Annotated in this window: 4 protein-coding genes; 1 reads left to right on the top strand and 3 read right to left on the bottom strand. The window is 43.1% G+C overall.

The genetic code is table 11. The annotated features are described in order from the left end of the window. Positions 1 to 315: 315 nt before the first annotated feature. The 3 genes from B4K20_RS12610 to B4K20_RS12600 all read right to left on the bottom strand — a co-directional run bounded on the left by B4K20_RS12610 (position 316) and on the right by B4K20_RS12600 (position 3,220). Positions 316 to 600, bottom strand: a complete 285-nt coding sequence (locus B4K20_RS12610) for a ferritin-like domain-containing protein (RefSeq protein WP_289283147.1) — start codon at positions 598 to 600, stop codon at positions 316 to 318. Between the two features lie 85 nt (positions 601 to 685). Continuing rightward, on the bottom strand, positions 686 to 2,311 hold the full coding sequence (locus B4K20_RS12605) for a putative bifunctional diguanylate cyclase/phosphodiesterase (protein WP_289283146.1): 1,626 nt from the start codon (positions 2,309 to 2,311) through the stop codon (positions 686 to 688). 24 nt (positions 2,312 to 2,335) lie between these two features. Further along, positions 2,336 to 3,220: a GGDEF domain-containing protein gene (locus tag B4K20_RS12600; protein ID WP_289283145.1), complete on the bottom strand. Its 885-nt coding sequence runs from the start codon at positions 3,218 to 3,220 to the stop codon at positions 2,336 to 2,338. Positions 3,221 to 3,459: 239 nt separating this feature from the next. On the opposite strand from B4K20_RS12600, the gene B4K20_RS12595 reads away from it, so the two are divergent. After that, positions 3,460 to 3,686: BCCT family transporter (locus B4K20_RS12595; RefSeq protein WP_289283144.1), on the top strand; the 227-nt coding region annotated here is incomplete at its 3' end.

Genomic DNA, 3,686 nt, shown 5'->3' with positions numbered 1-3,686 from the left:
AAGATTATTGAATACTAATATAGCGACCACTACCACGAAAAATGAAGCATTATTTGCTAAACCATGCATTCGCAATTTAAATATGCGGTCTTTCCGATAATTCAATCGAAACTTCGCTAGTACCAAACCTTTGTAGACTTGATTACTGAATTCTGTCAAAGCAGTTATTCGTGTGTTGAGAGTAAAAATTACTCAGACGCACAGAGCGTTCAATTAAGTATTGATAGAGAAAATCAAAGACTCAATTAATGACTTCTGAGTCTCGCACTCTCCAGTCAATGTGCAGAGGTGAAAATTACAAGCGTTGATGAATAACTAATGTTTCAAAGGTTTATCAGTAAAAAGCCACTCGCGAAGTTCTTTGTCGAATACAGGATCACGTCTTCGTATCCACTCTAACACCATCGCCGCATGCTCTTTTTCTTCATTCGCATTATGCTTGAGAATGGATTTCAAGTCATCATCTTTGCATGCATCAATGCGCTGGTTATACCAGTCAACCGCCTCTAATTCTTCCATTAGAGAGACAATCGCTCGATGCAAATCTCGTGTTTCATCACTGAGCTCTTGAACAGGTTCGTGATAGCCTTCATTCGACATTAAATATTCCTTGATAACTTAGTTGTGATTATAGGCAAGTTTGAAAATTAATCGGCCATAACACAGACTTTCTGAATAGCTTTTTTCAATCATGAAATTGCCACGTCTCGGCAAGATTAGCAGGCAGCGCAAAAGAAAAATAGTAGCCTTGACCAATGTCACAGCCCAAGTCTCGTAAAATACTCAACTGTGCCTGTGACTCAATACCTTCTACAACTACTTTCATCCCTAGATCATGGGCTAATTGAACAGCCGCAGCCACAATTTTCCTGATCCCCCGATCACGCTCAATCATACTGGTGAAGTGTCGGTCAATCTTAATCACAGTAGCCGGCAACCTATGAAGGTAAGCCAGAGAAGAATAACCGGTTCCAAAATCATCAATCGAAATGGCAACCGGAATATCAGCAAGCTCTTTCAACACCTTTACCGCATTGAGTGGATTTTTCATTATCACCGTCTCGGTGACTTCTAGCTCTAGCGCACTTGATGGCAAGTCGTGTTTATCAAGCAGCGATCTTATTTCAGCTGGAAAGGTCGGGTTCGTCAAATTATGGCTTGAAATATTGACAGCCACAGGACATGAGCGGTTAGCTGTAGTCCATTTTTTTACCGTGGACAGAGCTGTATCAACTGCCCAAGGCGTGAATGCGTGAATAAGCTCTGTTCTTTCTATCAATGGAATAAACATATCAGGAGCAAAAGTCCCCATTTTGCTGTCTTTCCATCTTGCCAGTGCCTCAAAGCCCACAATATCAAGCGTCTCAAGACAAACCTTGGGCTGGTAATACAACATCAACTCGCCACTGGACATTGCTGTGCGCATACTTCCGAGCAGCGCCAGTGATTGACGTAAATCACGCGCCATTTTTTCTGTGTAGACCGCTGACTGTACGTCGTTTTGGCGGGAAAACTCGATGGCAGCCTCTGCTTGCGTAATCACAACCCTGCTATTTTGCTCATGCAGATTGACGTATCCGATATGCACGACAAAGTGTATTGGAATACCCTGGTAAAGAATCGAGTCCTCAAAATGCGTCTTAAGAGATTGGTTCAATGAATCAAAGTTGTTCTGTGACTCTTGAAACAACACCGCTAACCGCTCTCGATGATAATGAAAGACATCAGCACCACTGGGGAAACTTTCAGCCAGACGCCCCCACAACTGCTTTATCAGTTCATCCGCGGCGTCATGACTGAATGTTGCGGCAATATCCTGCAAGTTTTCTATCGTTATTACGGCGAGACTGTTTTTTTGTTTCGAGTTGTTTAAATTATTGAGATGATCATCTAGCGCTTTCCACAGTGCGACTCGGCCAGGGAGTCCTGTGCCCGGATCTTTGTTTAGTGCTTCCCTGAGCGTTTTTTGTTGTTTTTTCTGAAAGTGGCTGTAATACGCTGTGAGAATAACAGCTATGAGATAAACACCTGACTTTAGCCATTCATTCTGGAGTATGTTTCCATAATCGGGACTTACAATGATGAGTGTGATTGACAAAAGCGCTATGGCAAATACTGCCCCTAACGCCCCCGCTATCAAACTCATGCCAAGCATGGGTATCAACATCAAGTCCATTAAGACTTGAGTTTGTATGCCTGTTCGCTCAAACAAGAGCGCAATCGTCATCAGTGCCAGCACCATAACAACAATGCACACTGTGAATCGACGTTGTTGTTTCTTACAGAAAAGTAGAGTGTTTAAAATCATCATGAAGCCATATGCTTTGTTTGTAAGCTATGCACTTACCGTTATATTCCTTCCAGCATCTTTTGCTTGATAAAGAGCATTATCAGCTCGCTTTAATGCTTCATTGATGTTCTCACCTTCAAACACTTCGCTCACGCCCACAGAAACTGTTTGTGTGATGCTGATGCCATCCTTGCTAATGGGTTGACGATGTACCTGTATCCTCAATCTTTCAAGTGCGGTAACCGCCTGATCCAGGTTAGTTTCAGGCAACATAACGACAAACTCTTCACCACCATAACGATATACCCCGTCTCGTGGCCTGAGACTGGCTTCAAAACGATCGGCTAAGACTTCCAGTACATAGTCACCAAAGCCATGACCGTAGAGATCATTCACTTCTTTAAAGTGGTCTGCGTCAACCATCGCCAGACTGAGGGGCGTTCCCTTTCTTTTTGACTGTGCAATCTCACGTAGAAGATCTCTTTCCATTGCTGAGCGATTTAATAGCCCAGTGAGCTCATCAACATCCGTCAATGACGCGGTTAAACCGGCATCAAAGCGTTCCATTGAAGTATCAAAGTCATGCATGGCATCTGCCAGACAGCAAAAGTGTGTAGTGTCTAAGTTATTCTCCATGGCTGCCGACAGTGCCTGAATTGCCAATGTCAACACTGAAGCTTGACGAGACTGGGCATGACTAAACAATGGATGCTTTCTGACATTATCTGGTGCTGCCCCCTCAAGCGCAGGCAATATATTCAGTCCCTGAACCAGCTCATCTATGTTGTCTGATTGAATCAAACTCGGAAATTGCAGATGTAAAAACAACTTCAAACGCCCAGCATGATGTTTGACAACCGCCCTATTGAAAACGGAATGCAGTATCAGCAGTTGATCGTCATCATCTTCCCGAGTTATCGGATCGTTCATGGATACTCTCACAGTTTTTAATTGCTGGCGTACAGTAATTATAGAGTAGTTTTTACTTGGTAAATGAACCACTTTCATTAAAAAATAATCAAGCACACCATCGAAGCAATATTTACTGATTCAACTCAAACTTGTTCTGGTGTAATGTTTATTCAACACAGGCGATGAGTTGCTGAATGGCTAAATGAAGGAGCCAAACTGATAACTATCGTGATTATTTGCGTTAACAGGGAAAAAATATGGCCAACTCTAATTCTAAGAAATCAGTCAAGTCCACGGTTCTAATTCCGGTGTTTCTTCCCGCCGTTATTGTTACGTTGCTGTTGGTTATCGGCACGATCAGCAACCCCGAACTGGCAGGACGGGCCTTTGATCAGACCCTGAGTTACCTGACTGTAAACTTCGGCTGGTTTTATATGTTGGCGGTAGCGTTCTTTCTGGTGTTTATAGTGGCACTCGCTATTTC

Source organism: Methylophaga sp. UBA5088 (assembly GCF_002414625.1).
Lineage (GTDB): Bacteria > Pseudomonadota > Gammaproteobacteria > Nitrosococcales > Methylophagaceae > Methylophaga > Methylophaga marina.
Note: the sequence above shows the minus strand (reverse complement) of the source record. Positions and strands in the feature narration are given on the sequence as shown.

Coding starts and splice junctions, on each gene's coding strand:
- B4K20_RS12610 (WP_289283147.1), bottom strand. CDS start 600: ATGTCGAATGAAGGCTATCACGAACCTGTTCAAGAGCTCAGTGATGAA.
- B4K20_RS12605 (WP_289283146.1), bottom strand. CDS start 2,311: ATGATGATTTTAAACACTCTACTTTTCTGTAAGAAACAACAACGTCGA.
- B4K20_RS12600 (WP_289283145.1), bottom strand. CDS start 3,220: ATGAACGATCCGATAACTCGGGAAGATGATGACGATCAACTGCTGATA.